The organism is Virgibacillus sp. 6R (genome assembly GCF_001895305.1).
In the GTDB taxonomy this organism is placed as follows: Bacteria; Bacillota; Bacilli; order Bacillales; family Amphibacillaceae; genus Virgibacillus; species Virgibacillus pantothenticus.
In genome coordinates, this window is the sequence record NZ_CP017762.1 from 3544246 (window position 1) to 3559568 (window position 15323).

Annotated in this window: 12 protein-coding genes, 1 pseudogene and 1 riboswitch; of the genes and pseudogenes, 9 read left to right on the top strand and 4 right to left on the bottom strand. The window is 35.4% G+C overall.

Annotated features, from left to right (window positions below; all coding sequences use genetic code 11):
• Positions 1-645: 645 nt before the first annotated feature.
• The 5 genes and pseudogenes from BKP57_RS16155 to BKP57_RS16180 all read left to right on the top strand — a co-directional run bounded on the left by BKP57_RS16155 (position 646) and on the right by BKP57_RS16180 (position 5791).
• Positions 646-1125, top strand: coding sequence for a hypothetical protein (locus BKP57_RS16155; protein WP_072741975.1), 480 nt, complete (start codon positions 646-648; stop codon positions 1123-1125).
• Between the two features lie 149 nt (positions 1126-1274).
• Positions 1275-2843: pseudogene (locus BKP57_RS21765) on the top strand (IS3 family transposase).
• Positions 2844-3414: 571 nt separating this feature from the next.
• Positions 3415-4191: a hypothetical protein gene (locus tag BKP57_RS16170; RefSeq protein ID WP_072741976.1), complete on the top strand. Its 777-nt coding sequence runs from the start codon at positions 3415-3417 to the stop codon at positions 4189-4191.
• Positions 4188-5423: a glycosyltransferase family 2 protein gene (locus tag BKP57_RS16175; RefSeq protein ID WP_156875360.1), complete on the top strand. Its 1236-nt coding sequence runs from the start codon at positions 4188-4190 to the stop codon at positions 5421-5423. The genes BKP57_RS16170 and BKP57_RS16175 overlap by 4 nt, the downstream gene beginning before the upstream one ends.
• A gap of 137 nt (positions 5424-5560) precedes the next feature.
• On the top strand, positions 5561-5791 hold the full coding sequence (locus tag BKP57_RS16180) for a hypothetical protein (protein WP_050351972.1): 231 nt from the start codon (positions 5561-5563) through the stop codon (positions 5789-5791).
• Positions 5792-6224: 433 nt separating this feature from the next.
• On the opposite strand, the gene BKP57_RS16185 is transcribed toward BKP57_RS16180, so the two are convergent.
• The gene (locus tag BKP57_RS16185) at positions 6225-7355 is read right to left on the bottom strand and encodes a M24 family metallopeptidase (protein ID WP_050351973.1); all 1131 of its coding nucleotides are present in this window, start codon (positions 7353-7355) and stop codon (positions 6225-6227) included.
• A gap of 295 nt (positions 7356-7650) precedes the next feature.
• On the bottom strand, positions 7651-9042 hold the full coding sequence (locus tag BKP57_RS16190) for a sodium:solute symporter family protein (protein ID WP_072741977.1): 1392 nt from the start codon (positions 9040-9042) through the stop codon (positions 7651-7653).
• Positions 9043-9187: 145 nt separating this feature from the next.
• On the opposite strand from BKP57_RS16190, the gene BKP57_RS16195 reads away from it, so the two are divergent.
• On the top strand, positions 9188-10060 hold the full coding sequence (locus BKP57_RS16195) for a LysR family transcriptional regulator (protein WP_050351975.1): 873 nt from the start codon (positions 9188-9190) through the stop codon (positions 10058-10060).
• A 478-nt stretch (positions 10061-10538) separates the two neighbouring features.
• Positions 10539-11192 (top strand): YdeI/OmpD-associated family protein, encoded by a 654-nt coding sequence (locus BKP57_RS16200; RefSeq protein ID WP_050351976.1) that lies wholly within the window; start codon positions 10539-10541, stop codon positions 11190-11192.
• 367 nt (positions 11193-11559) lie between these two features.
• Here BKP57_RS16200 and BKP57_RS16205 read toward each other — a convergent pair whose 3' ends face one another.
• Both BKP57_RS16205 and tenA read right to left on the bottom strand, forming a co-directional pair.
• Complete coding sequence (locus BKP57_RS16205; RefSeq protein ID WP_072741978.1) at positions 11560-12327, bottom strand: hypothetical protein; 768 nt, start codon at positions 12325-12327, stop codon at positions 11560-11562.
• Positions 12328-12778: 451 nt separating this feature from the next.
• Positions 12779-13471, bottom strand: coding sequence for a thiaminase II (gene tenA, locus BKP57_RS16210; protein ID WP_050351978.1), 693 nt, complete (start codon positions 13469-13471; stop codon positions 12779-12781).
• Positions 13472-13595: 124 nt separating this feature from the next.
• Positions 13596-13688, bottom strand: a riboswitch (TPP riboswitch).
• Positions 13689-13874: 186 nt separating this feature from the next.
• Between tenA and BKP57_RS16215 the strand changes: the two genes are divergently transcribed.
• Positions 13875-14444 (top strand): DUF6434 domain-containing protein, encoded by a 570-nt coding sequence (locus BKP57_RS16215; protein WP_072741979.1) that lies wholly within the window; start codon positions 13875-13877, stop codon positions 14442-14444.
• 400 nt (positions 14445-14844) lie between these two features.
• Positions 14845-15303 (top strand): GNAT family N-acetyltransferase, encoded by a 459-nt coding sequence (locus BKP57_RS16220; RefSeq protein ID WP_072741980.1) that lies wholly within the window; start codon positions 14845-14847, stop codon positions 15301-15303.
• Positions 15304-15323: the final 20 nt, after the last annotated feature.

Genomic DNA, 15323 nt, shown 5'->3' on the forward strand with positions numbered 1-15323 from the left:
CTTTTATTTTGTAAAAGCTCAAAGTGAGAGTTTTAATCCAATGTACTGTAATTTATTTGAAAACTATTCTGTTCATTTTTTACAAATTACAATTTAAGCTGTATTTAAGTGAAACTTCAATGAGTAGAGGTTCTCCATCCCCTATTTACTTAGCAAAGTAGAACAAAGGCTACGAGCGAAACGTCCTTGAAAAGAATTTTCCCTAGCCAAGCGCGGTGCTGTTTTAATAGACATTTCTTTGCCTTTTGTAAATATAGTGCGATTTCTCAGAAAAATAATTTAATTTACGTGCTCTATTTGCTCTCTGCATACCACCATCACCTCATTTGTATTGTACTCAATAAATGTACGTGCGGTTCTTTTAGCTCTTTATTATTTATATCCGATTTGCTTTTACCACAATTTTTAAACAAATGTTATTTCACAAGTTCAAACGTGCAAAAAAACCGAACATATGTTAGTATTTATGTATAATAAATTTTAAGAAAATTTGAAAATAGTGAGGTGAAATAGAAAGTTTTAGTGCCCAAACCATTATGGAATAACTGGTAGAGGTAGAACTAAAAATGAGAATGAACATATCTAAATGGTAATTAGTTGGAGCAGGCTGAAATTGGAACGATAATCATTATGGAGGGAAGTAAAATGGAAGTAAGTTGTTTGTCGACATGTTCAGTTTCTTTTGAGTGGCCGATAGTAAATGAATGGAATGGGTTCTATGAAAAGTTTCATATGAATCCAGCAGAAGAAATTCTCTATGATGAACAAGAAGAATATGCGTTTACGAACGAAGCTGAAACGGATAAGCACAAAACCGATATTTTACGTAAAGCATTTAATAACATTATTTTTGTCGAGCGAATACATCAGGTTGCTTATAATAAAGCTTTAAAAAACTCAAGCTTAAAATCAGAAGAAGACCATGTCGAAAAGATTTTTAAGCAGTTGCAAGCTGAATTAAACACACCGGAACAAAAGCGCTTACTTATCGAGTTAGAAGCAGCATGGAATAGTATGTATGCAGTTTTTCTCGAGTATAGCTATTGTCAGGGAATAGCGGATAGCCGTGTGATCCATAGAGAGCTTGAGGAGTATGGAATATGTATTTTAAAAGAATGTGGATAACAAGAGCGAGTTCAAACTTTATTTGACCTCAGAGTAAGGGAAAAATATAAAGATAAGATCAAAATACGCTCACATACTTTGATATGCTCCCAATATGGTAGACAGAGAAATAATAAAAACTTTCTACTACTATATTGGGGGCATTTTCTATGTCTAAAAGAAGAAGTAAACATACGTTAGATGAAAGAATCGAGGCGGTATTACGTGTGATTGAGGGATGGCGTCTGTCAGTACGATTGCTAAAGAATACTCTGTTGACCGTACTACGATTAACTTATGGGTGCGTAAATACGAAGCAGATGGGGTGGATGGTTTAAAGGAAGCGAGGACATGGAAGAAGTATTCCAGCGAACTGAAAAGGGAAGCTGTTGAATTTTATCTAAATGGAGAAGGCAGTCTGAGAATGACTTGTGAGAAGTTTAATATTTCATCTAATTCGGTTTTACGTCAATGGATAAACCAGTATACTAGTGGGAAAGAGATAAAATCTACTAGTAAAGGAAGAGAAACCATGACAAAAGGGCGTAAAACCACACTTCAAGAACGCATTGAAATTGTCCAATATACGTTTGCTAACGAACGCAATTATCATGAGGCGGCTAAAAAGTATAACGTTTCTTATCAACAAGTATATAGCTGGATACGTAAATATGAAAAAGATGGGAAACAGGGTCTTCAGGATCGTCGTGGAAAAACGCTAGAATCAAAGGCTAGCCTTACCGAAGAAGAGAAATTACAACTTCGTATTAAAGAACTGGAACACCGTAATCAGTATTTAGAGGCGGAGAATGGCTTATTAAAAAAGTTGAAGGAAATCGAAAGGGGGATGGGACAGCGCGACTAGGTAAACATCTAGCTAAATTTCAAGCGATTCATGACTACCACAAGGAGACAACAATACCCATTCTATTACTCTGTGACATTTTAGATGTATCCCGATCTGGGTACTATAAATGGTTGAAACATAAACCTACAGAACGACAAAGGGAAAATGAATGGCTCATGAAAAAAGTGAAAGAGGAATTCGGAAAGTATAACGGTAACTTCGCTATCGTCGAATAACCATGGCGATCAATCGCAAATATAAGAAGCAATATGACGAGAAAAGAATTCGACGCTTCATGATTCAAATGGGCTTAAAATCGCATATTCGTCGCTCCAATGGCTATTCCACGAAGACAAGCTATATCAATATTGAAGAAAACATTTTGAATCGTGAATTTACTGCGGGGAAGCCGAATGAGAAGTGGGTAACGGATATCACGCATGTGACGTATGGCTTTGGTAACAAGGCTTATTTAAGTGCCATTAAGGACCTTTATGACGGTTCGATTGTCGCCTATCAGGTTGGGCGCTATAATGACAATCCTTTGGTTATAAACACGCTAAAAGAAGCGATAGAGGCAAATCCTGACGCAACCCCTTTAATTCACAGCGATCGTGGTTCACAATACACATCAAAGGAATATCGTTATCTTACGACAGAAGCTGGGATGAAACGCAGTATGTCACGTGTAGGCAATTGTATTGATAACGCACCAATTGAAAGCTTCTTTGGTCATTTTAAATGTGAAAGCTATGACTTAAAGAATTACAAGAACTTTGAGGCGCTAGAAAAAGATATTGATAAGTACATTACATTCTATAATGAGGAACGATACCAAAAGAGATTAAACAGCCTAGCACCATTAGAATACCGGCACCAGGCTGTGGCATAATTTTTTATTTTTTCACTGTCTACTTGACAGGGCGCAGTTCACTTTATAAGATGTGGGCTTTCTTTCGTTTAACAGAATGTTTTACCATACCTCACAAACATATCCTTGCTTCATCCAGGAACTACTACCAATGCTACATAAAACCTTCAATTATATCTATTTTATTTATATTGAACCATGAATGGTAATTCTCCTTATCAGAATAAATAATAGAATAAAAGTGTGAAGAAGCTTACCTAGGTAAAAGAGAGGTAAGTAGCAGTGTGTTGTAAGAGATATAGGTAAAATTTACCAAATATTTTTAGGTATAAATGCCTGTAAAATCTATTTTGTAGTATGATATTATAAGGCTCTGTAAACTTATCTACAGTAGATAATAGGTACCGGAAATCCTACTTAATATATATTGCCTTAAACTTAGGTTTCTGGTCATTGTTTTTTTATTTGAGGTTTTGTTTTTGAATATTACCATTGCAATCGTTGCTTATGTGAAAGGTAAATGCACAAACATTATACTGCTTGGAATCCAAATATAGTACAGCTCTATTTTGACATTAGGAGTGATCACAATTTGAATAATGAACGATTATATATACTTATGGCTTGTTGGGCTCTTTCTGTCGGTGTTCAATTAATATTCCCCCCTATCTTATTTTTTGTTCAAATCAGCATTATTCTAGTAGTATTGTTCATAATGACTGGCTTTAGAACCAGTTTTAATTTCTTTATTTTATTAACGACTATTCTTGTTTATGGTTTTGCTTTAACCATATATGCTTTTAATCAGCAAATACATGATCAGGGACAATATCAATATATTTTAGCACATGTACTATTGACAATTTCTTTATTGTTAAGCTGGCTTATGATCCATGATTTAAATTCGCTTAAGCAGAAGCTGCAAGAACTGCAAGTACGCTTGCAGCTTCTGGAAAAATACGATGCACAAACAAAAGCTTTATCACTACAAGAATTTAAAGAGCGTGGACTTCTTATTGAAACGGGTATGCGCCGTCGTGGGGAAAAAGGTCAATTGTTACTTTTTACAATGAAAAAAGATATACCTTTAGCGGTACAAGCTTCTTTGCGCCAAGAGTTTATTAAAGCCTGCCTTCAAACAGTTAGATCGAAGTTTGATCTCGTTACATCACCAACCGAAGAAAGTGTCTTCATTTTTCTTCAAGGAACAGATGAAATGGGTCGTAAAATCGTAATTAATCGTATCATCAAAACAATGAAAGAGAATATTAACTTTCTTTCCCTTCCTTATCATATAGAAATGTATGAAACGGAAAATCTTAAAGAGACATTAGATTCTTTGTTACGTGAGAGGGAGATCAGCTTGTGAATATAATATTAATTGTAATCATGGCATTCTTTTGGGGATTGTTACTATTTTATTCCATGTTAATGCTAGCGGGTGTTTACTTTCGGGTAAAGAAACAAAAACAAGGATCTAGGCTTCAATCGTATCCATCCGTTTCTATACTAATACCTGCACATAATGAGGAAATCGTTATTCAAAATACGTTACATGCAATGAGTCAATTGGAATATCCTGGCGATTTGAATATATATCTATTAGACGACAATTCAACAGATAATACCGCTCACATTGGAAAAGACTTTCAGAAAATATTTAGCAAAATTCACTACATCCCAGTACCACCAGGTGAGCCTAAAGGAAAATCGAGAGTGCTCAATTATGGGCTTTCCTTGATCCGATCAACATATTTTTTAGTATATGATGCCGATAACGAACCAGAGCCTGATGCTGTGCGTTTGTTAGTAGAGAAAGCCGAATCAACGCCACATGCGGCGGGGGCTGTTGGCTATGTGAAAACGAAAAATGCATACAAAAATTTATTAACACAAATGATTGCTTTAGAGTTTCAAGTGTTCCAACTGTTAATGCAATGTGGTAGATGGCAGCTGTTTAAAATTGGTTCTTTAGCTGGTACGAATATGTTGCTAAAACGCCACATTATTGAACAAATTGGTGGGTATGATATGTATGCATTGGCAGAGGATGCTGAATTGACTATTCGATTAACTGCAGCAGGTTACTTATTGCCGGTTGAAGCGGAGTCAAAGACATGGGAACAGGAACCAGAAACGCTAAAAACATTTATAAAACAACGTACTAGATGGATGATTGGAAACATTTATTTGCTTGAGAAAGTGTTTACTTCTCTTAAGTTTTGGCGAAAAAAAGCATTTCATCAATCGATGCAGCATATAACCGTTTATCTGTTTTTTGCGTTACTATTGCTATTTTCACACATATGTTTTATTGGAGGTTTATTAGGCTGGTTTGAACCAAAGTATACTACTCCAATACTGATGCTCTGGTTTATGAGTTATATTGTCTATACTTCACAATTAATCGGGGTGATGGTAGTCGATCAAGATGTATCACCGATAAAAGTAATCGTCGCGATTATTATGTATTTTACGTATGCGCAATTATTTGTGCTTCTACTGGGGCGAAGTGCAGTTATTTATTTATGGAAAAGGTTTATAAAAAAAGAAACCATTCAGTGGGATAAAACAAATCGCTTTAAGAATCGAGCGGGGTAGAGATATGTTGAAAAAAAGCTGATCTTAGCCCGGGTGTTGAATTATTGCTCGTATTGCATTAATTTTTGGGGATGAGCAAACAGACTCGGAACAAATTAGTGGCAGATGAATTTAGTCGTATTATGGATTAATACTATATGGATGATTCTGGAGAAATAAAACCATATGGTACAGAGGATAATAGAAGAATATCTTTTGGAAGAATGCCTAGGTTTATATATGCATGGTTAACTGAAAAGAATCGAACAAAGGAAATGGACCAGTTGATGTGTACGAACCAGGATGAATTCGTATTAAATCAAGAAGACAATACTTTTTCACATGACGGATTAGGAATGGGAAAGGAGCATCTATTATTGCTTGGGTAGATGATGCAATAATACGATCAATAATGAAAGCAGAACATCCATTATGAAGTTATTACTCATACTATTAGGAACACCAAGTTTGACCAGGGAACTTTTATGATTGGGAACAAAAAAGCCCCGGCAAAGGGTTGTTTTAACGGTCCTCCGAAAGAAGTCTCCCCCTCTTTAAGCGTGTGAAGCGCATAGCCCAACGGTAAGGGGGAGATGAATTTCGGTTGAGCGATAGCTCAAAGGTTTTTTTCTTTTGTACTATAAGAAACCACCATGGCTCGCCTAGAGCGCGAGCCACCATCTATCATGAAAAAACTTTTGCTTTAATGTTTAGATTCTTAAAATACTGTCTAAAATAAATGAGTTAGATAAAATAGAGTTGTTTTTTCATACAAAAGTGTAAGTTTAAAGTAACTTTTCGTTATTAATAAATGCCTAAAAGCTAAAATATTAGATGTTCTATATTTCTAGGGTACTCTGTAATAAGTTCTGCGCCATTATTTGTTAGAATGACAGTATCTGAATGGCGGAATCCCCCAACCTCAGGTACATAAATGCCTGGTTCTACGCAAAAAACCATACCTTCCTTCAAGGAGAGTTCATTATCAAAACGAAGGGAAGGTTCTTCGTGAAGGCCAATGCCTATGCCATGCCCTGTTCGATGGTTCATGTATTCTTCCAAGCCTGCTTCGGAAATGATAACACGAGCAACTTCATTAACTTCAGACGCCTTCATACCAACTTTTATTTGGTTTAATACTTCATTTTGGGCTTTTATAGCAATAGAAAATACAGCTTTTTGCTCAGTAGTCGGCTCGCCGATAAAAAATGTTCGCTCGCACTCGGCTCTGTATCCATTAATAGCTACTTGTCTACTATGAATAATAATGTCGGGTTTTTTTAATAGCCTTGTGTTAGAAAAAACATGAGGCATATTGGTCCTTGCTATACCAGATGGAGACATTACAAAATAGTCTAAAGTAGAATGTGGATGCTTTTTTGCTACTTCTTTAAACAGTACCGTATTTCCAAATTGGTCTAGTTCAATTTCTGTAATTCCTTGACGTGCATGGTTTAATGATTCTTTTAAAGCTAAACTCACTAGCTTACCTGCTTCACGTATGCTATTTAACTCTTGGTTGTCCTTAACAAATCTCATTTTAGTAATATATTGATCAATGTTTACTAATGAAAATCCTTTATTTACTATCATGTCCCTAAGAATTACTGGTAATGTGGAGAATTCTATCCCTATTCTTGCATGAGCTGGAAATTGCTGCAAAAGTTGTGAAAAGTAGTCTAAATAGTTTTCGTTGTTTTTGGAATACATTTTTGTTTCATGATATATGTAATAGTTATCTACATTCGTTTTTGCCTTGGCATGCTGTTCTTCTAAGGAAGGTATAATGAAATGTGTTTTCTCTTCACCAATTCCTAATATAATCGGTCTTGAATAAGTGATCGCTTTCAAACCAGTAAAATAAAATTGATTTTCAAAATTAAAGATAATAGCCGCATCAACTTCTAAATTAGAAAAATCCTCTCTAAAACTATTTAATCTTTGGTCGTACATAGTCATCTTCCTTTCTTTATGTTTATTTATCCAGCGTGAAATGTGCCTTAACTCCTGTTTAAGAATTAAAGTCTGAGTGAGAGATAACGGCACTTAAATGTCCAATTCGTTCAGGTTGATAAGTTGTCGATTGAGGAGTGTCAAGGGAACTTAAGAGTTTATCCTTACTTTTGTTCTACCTCTATTAGTTAAAATAAAGTAAAAACTTCATTCAGCAGGATTTTTCCCATTTCTTTCATTCTAAAAGAAAAAGTCTATTACGTTCTAATATCGAAAGAAATCTTTATCATCAGTTTCAATAAGTGATTGTCTTTTGCTTTGTAAAAACGGTCACTATTAGTAAAGTAAGAATTGCAATTGGAATGGAAATTAAAGAACTGTTTATTCCCAATGGGTTTCCAGAAAATTCCCAGATAAGCGTTGATATGACACCAAGAACCATTGAACTAATTCCAGCTTGTTTGGTTACTTTTGGCCATAGAAATATCGCTAACAATGCTGGGGTTATTCCTGCTCCGTAAACTGTATAGGAATACATTTGTATTGCTAACACAGAAGGAAAAAAAGAAGTAAGTAAAAAAGCAATTACTCCTAAAATCGGTATTAACATTTTCATAAACATTAGTTTTTGTTTATCGCTTGCATGTTTGTTAATATACGCCCCATAAATGTCAAAGGTAATATTTGTTGCAGCAGAAAGAAGATAAGAATTTCCCGTTGTTACTATAAATGCTGTTACAGCTGCAATTAATAGTCCGCCAATAAATGATGGAATAACTAGAGTAGTAGCAATTAAGGCCATACCTGGGTCAATGTCAGGGAAAATAGTTTTAGCACTAAATGCGATAAGTGCAACAATAGGCGTTGCAATCAGCATTCCAATAATCCAACCAATGGTTCCAATTTTGGTTGTTCTGTTACTATTTGAAGCTGAAATCCTTTGGTACATATTTTGATCCCCTAGTAATAGAAAAAGTGCTGGGACGTAAAATCCTAATAGTTGTAATGGTGTAAGGTTCCCAAGTAAATTAAAACGCTCACTAGGCATTTCTGCTGCTATATTACTCCATCCACCGCTGACTGATATAACCAGTGGGACGGCAATAATTAATCCGATAAGTATCAAAAACGCACTAAATGCGTCTGTAGGGGCAACTGACATTAGTCCTCCTATGGTTGCAAGAAATATAATAATGGCAGCACCGAGGATCGTTCCAGTTTCCACAGATATACCAGTAGAAACATGCAAAATAAATCCAACACCCTTAAATTGATAAGAGACAATCCCTACATACGCCAGTATAATGACGATAGTTGAAATGAAACTAGCAACTGGACCGTATTTCATATTCAAGACTTGAGAAATAGTATATTTCCCATAGTTTCTAATTTTTGCTGATATAGCCATTAATAGCATGATTCCTATCAAAGAAGGGGTTACATAACCTATGCCTGGCCATATGCCATGTGAGTATGCAATTGAATTCGGTCCACCAGTAACTGTGCCACTTCCGACCCAAGTAGCAAGTAAAGTTCCCATTAAGACAATAGGTCCTAATGACTTTCCAGCAAGAATGAAGTCATCACTATTGGATACTTTTTTAGAATAAATTACCCCCAAAATAATCATAAATATTCCATATCCAATTACATACCAGAGTAAATGGGGATTAAATTCTAGTTCCAATAATACCACCTTCCTTCAATGAAATGATTGTAATATTCAGAAGTAATTGTTATCTTTAATATCTAATTCTAAGTTAAATTTATGTATATATCCAATTCGATTTTTATTAACAATTAAGTCGAAAAACATATTAGTGGAGGTAAAAATGGAAATAAGACAACTAATGTATTTTATAGCTGTTGCAGAAGAGTTAAATTTTGGGAAAGCTGCTGCAAAGTTAGGGATGACGCAACCACCTTTAAGTCAGCAAATAATAAAGCTAGAAGACCATTTGGGAGTCAAATTATTTCAACGAACAAGTAGAAAAGTAACATTAACAGAGGCTGGACAATATTTTTATAAAGAGGTTGTAAAAATTAATGGGCATTTGAGTAATGCCATTAAAGAAACAAGACTTGTTGACAAAGGAAAGCTAGGGGTTATAAAGATAGGATTTGGACCAGATTATGTAACATTAACAAAGTTGTTAAAGATCTATGAAGAAAGGTTTCCAAATGTAGAGATTCATCTAGAACAAATGTCAACGAAAGAACAAATAGCAGCATTAGAAAAAAAAGGTATACAAATTGGTATTTTACCTGGTCCTATTAAGCATAAAAATATTGAATCGAGGGTGGTTCGACATTATCCATTTAATGTGGTATTACCTGTTAATCACCATCTGGCGAATAGCAGTGAGGGGATTGATTTATTTGATTTAAGGGAAGAATTATTTATTATGACGCCGCGTGAGATAGGGTCTGTATATTACGATAAAGTTATTTCCATTTTACAAAACGCTGGTTTTAGTCCCCGAATACGTAAAAAAACGTATGAGTTACAAACAGTAATTCCATTGGTTGCAGCGAATATGGGGGTAGCTATTTTACCAGAAATGTTGAATTATTTTAGACGAGAAGATGTTGCTTTTGTTCCAATAAATCATTGTACTGAAACACTGAATTCTAGTATTGCTTGGAATAATGAAGATCGATCACCTTTAATCCAATTATTTATGAAAATTGCTCAAGAAATATAAGTTGGATGAAGAAGATATGATATTTTGGCAGAGATTTGCATCAGGTAGCAAGCATTTAACATAGTACAGACATTTCCTAACTAAAAATAAACATGAATGCGTGCTCAACAAGGTGCGACTCCGGTTGTGGGTTAAAAAATATATTAAAGAAAACATTTCAATCCACGCACCTATACAAGGTGCGACAGTGATTTACACCTAAATATTTACAGAAAAATTATTTTTTATATGCCTTATTCCGTCTATTATATAAAAATACGATTATAACTTCTATTTTATGTCAAATTCTTGAAAAATACAAAGAAATTTTGGTGCGAATCCCCTAGGGTTTTTATGTGCACTTCAGGTTCGCACCAACGTTTTAATTTAATATGAAAAATAAAGGTTTGTCTTTCTGTAAATAATAACATAAAGTTAAAATAAGTTGTTTATTAAATCACACCTATAAGAAACAAGGTATAAAAAGGAGTGTAACCAAGTGTCCATCATAGATAAATTAAACTTGCAAAAATATACAAATATGTATATCATTAACCAACCAACAGATTATGACATTTTTACTGAGCAACAGACCACGCTTTCCAAAAATCATGACGCTGTCTTTATTTTTGTAGAAACGCTTAATGAAATGGTTTTGTATATTCAAAGATTCCTTGATGATAACCAGCTCTTACAGGAAAAGGGCTATATTTTTTTCGCATACCCTAAAAAAGGTAATACCCGTTATGAAACGTTTGTCCATAGAGATGAAATATTTCCTGCAATGGAAGTAGATGACGATGGTTACATACGTAATAGTGATATTAAATTTGCACGTATGGTAAGTATGGATGAAGTATTCACTGTTGTTGGGTTAAAACGTGAAAAAAAGAAAGCAACAAAAACTACTGCTACAAGTCAGTGCGTAGCCGATTATGAGAAGCATGTTGGAGATGTGGAATTATTGCTAACAGATCATCCTAATGAATTAAAATTTTTCAAAAGTTTAACACCTGGATATCAAAAAGATTGGGCACGTTTTATATTTTCTGCCAAACAACAAAAGACGCGCGATAAACGTCATCGACAGATGCTAGACGTTCTATCCCAAGGGTACAAATCTATGGATTTATACAGACAAAATAAGAAATAACTCTTAGGAGTAAGCCGCTCCCTTTCCTGATCCATGAGATTGAGACTGTTTATCCCGTATGTAAGGCGCTGTAAGACTCCCACTTCAAGGGTTGTGTGTACGGAACAAGTCTAAGTGGGGGATATCAGCATCTAAATGCTCGATACGTTCAGAGCGTTTACGTCATACCATTACGGTACTAACAATCAGAGGGGGATGAAAGACCCCTCCTCTGACTGAAGATTGACTTTATTAGGATACAATGGTTTTAATTCTTTCATGTTGGATGTAGACTTCGAATATGCAACACATATGTTGTAGAAAGCGCGAGGGCTAATAAGAAGCCAGCACATTTAAGCACTGACATGTAAATAGTGACACAATCAAGTTAGTTATTATATGGATGATCAAAATTCCAATCTGATTGATATAATGTTGTAGAGTTACGTTCTACTTTATAAGCGATATGAGACGAATCACTCTTTCCATTTTTACTCCACTTTGCTGAAAAACTAGTGATATATGTTTCATCATCCATCTTTTCTGTTTTTGTTTCATATGTAATATAATAACCATCAATTTCCCTTTTAGAGATGCCTTCTTTTTTAGGAAATGGTTGTAGTGTTTCTTCACCTTCTGTTGCCAATATGATAGCATCTTGTGCAGTAAATGGAGGGAGTGGATCTGAAACATACTGAAAACCTCCCCATATTAATACTAATATGACAATGGGGGATACTAGGCTAATCCATATTGTTTTTTTATTCATTATCCTTTGAGAGAGCAGACGATCGACGGTAGCATAAGATGAACCTATTAATACCCCAATTAAAACTAAGGGGGTATTTAAGAAGAACAATCCAAATATTGCTCCAAATAAGCCGTGAAAGAAGTTGTAAAACCAACTTTTTTTGAAGAAGCCTCTCTGGTAAATATACTCCAATCCTATTGAAATGGGACCACCGTAAAGCAATAGAACAGGTATAATATAAACGCCGTAAACAAGGGTCCAGCCTAAAAAATTCTCTGCTAAATAATAATTAGAATCCTCTTTGGTGATTGGGAATAGGTAAAGAATAGAAAAAAAGATAGCAGTTAATATAGATAACACATAGGAAGTAAGGAATTTTCTTAAGAGGAGTGAAGGGACTTTCATTTTATTCCTCCTTTGCCTAAACCGTTCTTTAAAGTAATTTTTCTTGCAATGATCGAGATCGATATAATGCCAGAATAACTCGAAAAGGGCTATCAGTCTTGATCGCCCTTTTCTTTTACTATAGTGGAGTTAATTATTCGAGTCAATTCAGAAAGGTAAGTTCGTATGCTCAATAGGAAGCTCTATCCTAAAACTAACTAATTAGTTGTATATTTCCTTTCAGCAAAGCTTTGATTCATTTTTTTAAAAAACAGTCAAGCATAACCGCTCTCCCATACGTTGAATTATAACGCATCTAAGATGTTGTAAGACTCCCGCTTTTAGAGGAAAAGACGGGAGAAATAAGTTCAATTGGGAGAGATAATGGCACCTGACTCGTGTAAGTGCTTTTTAGGTTATAAGCTTATAGTACTAACATGCAGCACGCCACCCCTGCTGAATGACGTTTCACTTATGCCATGGATTGACTATGCCATTGTCTGTCTGAGAACCATTCCTCGTTTGTATAGGCCATTTCCCAGAAGGCAAGCTCATATTCTTTCGCGATAATGAATTGTTCTTTCATTTTTTCCTTTTCCTTTTTACTGGATTCATCAGCAATTTGATTCAGCAGATTAATTTGCTCATTGGTCGATTCTTGAAACCAGTCACTGGCATATGTGGCAATCCAGTTTTGATAAATTTTTTCAGTTGGTTTCTCATTTTCATACGTTTTTCCGATATCTGCATAAAGCCAGTAACAAGGTAACATTGCTGCGATGGCTTGCCCTAGACTACCAGAAGCTGCCGCACGATAAAGGTGTGATGTATAAGCATATGCAGTCGGTGCTGGTTTGAAATTCTCCCAGTCGTTATCTGTTATGTGAAGTATTTCTGCATGTTCTTGATGCACTGTCAACTCCGCTTGTGCAGTTCCTTTTGCTTTTTCTGCAAGCATCGCCGTAACTCGGAAATCCTCTGCTAAGGTTGCAGCTAAAGCATGTACTTTTCCGTAGTGCTTCAAATAATAAATGTCTTGAAGAATATAATACTTGAAAATATCTAGTGGTAAATCCCCTTTTGCAATCCCTTTTACAAATGGATGATTCACACTTTGCTCCCAGCTATTAGCAGTTTCCTCTCTTAATGTGTCTGTAAATTGCATAAAAAATTCCTCCTCAGTCATGTTTTTTGAACTGGATCGAGGAAGAAAGGGATATACTTAATAAAGCAATCTATCTATAAACATGGACCTTGGCTACATGTAAACACAGAAATAGATTGCATTGTTAAGTAGTTTTCCACTTCCCTCCGCTGGTATTAACCAGATCAGGTTCTAAGGGTCGTTGTCTCAGCCAATGAAGGCCCCCCTAGTAGAAATTATTACAACTACACTTGAAGGATATCATAGTCTCATATAAAGTCAATCCTATTTTCGGAAATGTAGCTATAAAGGCAGGTTATTGTGTCGAAAGTTTCTACTCATTCCTTCTATAAAGTAATAAAAAACTTGACGCAAAAGAACGTCTGTTCTAAGATGATTGTAATCGAATGGAGGTATTCTAGAAATGAGACCTAGTCTAACTAAGGAGTTAAGTGTGCAAATTTTTAAAGATTTCTATTGGCTGAAAGAAGAACTACAAGCGTTTTGCAGGGAAAATGGGATCAGTGCTTCTGGTTCAAAATTGGAAATCTCTGACCGAGTTGAAGAGTTTCTTCGTACAGGGGAGATTAAAAAACCAATTAGAACATCTAACAAAAATAGCAAAGCTGAAACGAAAGAAGAATTAAGCTTAGCTACAGTAATCACGGAAAACCATCGCTGCGGTCAGCATGTACGAGCGTTTTTTAAGACAGTAATCCCGGGCTTTCATTTTTCCACTCATATTCAAAACTATTTGAAACAAAATGTTGGTAAAACATATCGTGATGTTGTCCAAGAGTGGTATGAGGAAGAAGAACGGAAGAAAGATCCTGCGTACAAGAAGAACATTGCCCCACAATTTGAATATAATCAATTTATTCGTGATTTTTTTGCAGATCCGACTAACCAGGGCAAAGGTCGTGAAGATGCTGTTGAAGCATGGAATAAAATCAAACAGCTTCCGGGTAGTAATAAGTATCAACCAAATCAATAATTCGGAACTTTCCTTGAATACCGAATGCAATGTGCCCCACTCATTTTATGCTTTTGTATGAAAAAAACGCTATTTACCATTATATAACTTATTTATTTTAGGTAGTATTTCAAGAATCTAACATTATAAAGCAAAATTTTTCATCATAGATGGTGGCTTGCGCTCTTGGCGAGCCATGGTGGTTTCTTATCTTATAAAAAAGACTGGCACCATTATGGTAAGAGATGCTAATTTGACTTACAAATGGCTCAAGCTACTGGGATTTTTTCCTGTGAATTCACATGTGGAAGTCATAATAGAGAGCAATTATCTAAGGAAAAGTCAGATTATCTAATGGATAATGTGGTACAACTGCTCTTTTAAAGGATTTAAAAATTTACGAAGAAGAGGGACTCGTTACATGGAGGGAAATTTAAAAATTCAAACCAAAAGGTTGTCATTAATTCCTTGTTCAGATGAAGAATCTAAATTAGGGCACGAGCTTGCTCATGTGCAGCAGCATCTGATGGAGTTGAAAAAAGACCCGCTCCAATTAGGATGGGGGCCATGGTTCATATCGGATAAAGCGAATAATCAAATGGTAGGAGATGCTGGATTTAAAGGTAAGCCTAATTTGGAGCGCAAGGTAGAAATTGGTTATGGGATCATAGATTCCGCTCGTAATCAAGGGTATGCAACGGAAGCTGTTGAAGCACTGGTAAAGTGGGCATTCGCATCTTCGTATGTAGACAAAGTCATTGCAGAATGTTTCGTTACGAACTTACCATCTATTAAAGTACTTGAAAAAGTGGGAATGAGTCGAATAGCGGTAGAAAAGAATATGCTGAAATGGGAGATTAGCAGAATGAACGTCAAATAGGCTTTGATTAGCTATGTTGA

What these genes read in the sequence shown, in the direction of transcription:
- BKP57_RS16155 (WP_072741975.1), top strand. Translation starts at nt 646, where the DNA reads ATGGAAGTAAGTTGTTTGTCGACATGTTCAGTTTCTTTTGAGTGGCCG.
- BKP57_RS16180 (WP_050351972.1), top strand. Translation starts at nt 5,561, where the DNA reads ATGGATGATTCTGGAGAAATAAAACCATATGGTACAGAGGATAATAGA.
- BKP57_RS16185 (WP_050351973.1), bottom strand. Translation starts at nt 7,355, where the DNA reads ATGTACGACCAAAGATTAAATAGTTTTAGAGAGGATTTTTCTAATTTA.
- BKP57_RS16195 (WP_050351975.1), top strand. Translation starts at nt 9,188, where the DNA reads ATGGAAATAAGACAACTAATGTATTTTATAGCTGTTGCAGAAGAGTTA.
- BKP57_RS16205 (WP_072741978.1), bottom strand. Translation starts at nt 12,327, where the DNA reads ATGAAAGTCCCTTCACTCCTCTTAAGAAAATTCCTTACTTCCTATGTG.
- tenA (WP_050351978.1), bottom strand. Translation starts at nt 13,471, where the DNA reads ATGCAATTTACAGACACATTAAGAGAGGAAACTGCTAATAGCTGGGAG.
- BKP57_RS16215 (WP_072741979.1), top strand. Translation starts at nt 13,875, where the DNA reads ATGAGACCTAGTCTAACTAAGGAGTTAAGTGTGCAAATTTTTAAAGAT.
- BKP57_RS16220 (WP_072741980.1), top strand. Translation starts at nt 14,845, where the DNA reads ATGGAGGGAAATTTAAAAATTCAAACCAAAAGGTTGTCATTAATTCCT.